We start from the raw sequence: 1,586 nt of genomic DNA, 5'->3' as shown, positions 1-1,586 counted from the left end.
GAGCAACGTGGCCGACTCACGCCTGAGCATCTCGGTCAGATGCGTCATGAAGACAGTCGGCGCATCGACCAGGGTGTATTTCGCCTGGTTGGCCGTTTCGCGCTGGCTTTCCTCGATCCACAGCGCCGGCAGTCCGTACGTCGGATCGCGGGTCGGCTCGCCAGGCACCGACTTGATGTCCCCCGCGGGATGAATGGCGAGCAGCCTGTCAGCGCGAGCCTCGCCCTTTCCAACCAGTACACCGTCGAGATGAATTTCGTACCTGTCGGCCGACAGCCGCGCCGAATCCTTGAACCGGACGCGCGGCAATACCAAGCCGAACTCCTGCGCGTGCTGCTTGCGGAAGCTTGCGACACGTTCCATGAAAACGCTTCCCGGCTGATTGATCAGTGGTACCCAATTACTGCCCAGGTGAACTTCGATCGGCTCCACCTGGAGCTGTGCGTAGGGATCGTCATTCGTGGATGCAGCACGCCCATCCACCGCTGTCGTTGGCACATCACCCGCGGCGCCGCCAGATGCTCCGGCCTCTCTCGCGCCTTCGGTCTTGGCCTTGGCCGCGCGGTAGAGCATGGTCGCGGCCAGCAGGAAACAGGCGGTCAACGCGAGCGTCGGCAAAACGGGAATACCGGGGAGTACAAGCAAACCGCCAAGTGCCATTGCCACGAGAAGAAGCGTTTTGGGGAACGAGCTGATCTGTCTCAAGGCCTCGCGGCTCAGGTTTGCGTCGGACGCGGAACGCGTGACGATGATGCCGGTTCCGACAGCGATCACGAGTGCCGGCACCTGCGTCACGATGCCGTCGCCGATAGTCAGCAGGGTGTACGTCTGCAGCGCTTGGCCCCAGGGAAGGCCGTGCTGCATCACGCCGATCACCAGGCCGCCGATGATGTTGATCAACAGGATGATGATGCCGGCGATCGCATCACCCTTGACGAACTTGCTGGCACCGTCCATGGCTCCATAGAAGCCAGCTTCTTTTTCGAGGTTCTTGCGGCGGCGTTGAGCCTCGGCCTGATCGATGAAGCCCATGTTGAGGTCGGCGTCGATGCTCATCTGCTGGCCCGGCATGCTGTCGAGAGTGAAACGCGCGGCGACCTCGGACACCCGCTGGGCGCCGCTGGTGACCACCACATACTGCACCACGATGAGAATGAGAAAGACGATCAATCCGATGACGTAGTTCCCACCGACCACGAAAGCGCCGATTGCACCGATGACGCGCCCGGCATCGCCATCCGAGAGAATCAGCCGAGTGGCCGCGACGTTGAGCGACAAACGAAACAAGGTCGCGATCAGGAGCAGCGACGGGAAGGTGGAAAACTCCACGGGCCTGGCCATGTAGAAGGTCAGCAGCAGCACGAGAAATGCGAAGCTGAAGTTGCTCAGGATCAAGAAATCGAGCAGCCCGCTGGGTATGGGTGCAAAAAGCACCACCAGTACGCCGAGCACGAGCAGCACCAGCGCAATATCGCTGTGTTTGCCGAGAACGCGTGCCAGCGCGTTCATGAAACCGTTCCAGCGCCAACGCGACCTTGTCGCTGCTCGCGCATCGCGAACACCCAGACGATGATGCGGGCGACCTG

1 protein-coding gene is annotated in these 1,586 nt (G+C 61.5%); it reads right to left on the bottom strand.

Annotated elements, in window-relative coordinates:
• The coding region (locus tag J2X92_RS29500; protein ID WP_307581444.1) for a flagellar biosynthesis protein FlhA at window positions 1-1,509 on the bottom strand (1,509 nt) is incomplete at its 3' end.
• Window positions 1,510-1,586 lie beyond the last annotated feature (77 nt).

It is taken from the genome of Variovorax paradoxus (assembly GCF_030811855.1).
In the GTDB taxonomy this organism is placed as follows: domain Bacteria; phylum Pseudomonadota; class Gammaproteobacteria; order Burkholderiales; family Burkholderiaceae_C; genus Variovorax; species Variovorax paradoxus_L.
The sequence above is the reverse complement of the archived record's forward strand: the minus strand, read 5'-3'. Positions and strand labels throughout refer to the sequence as shown.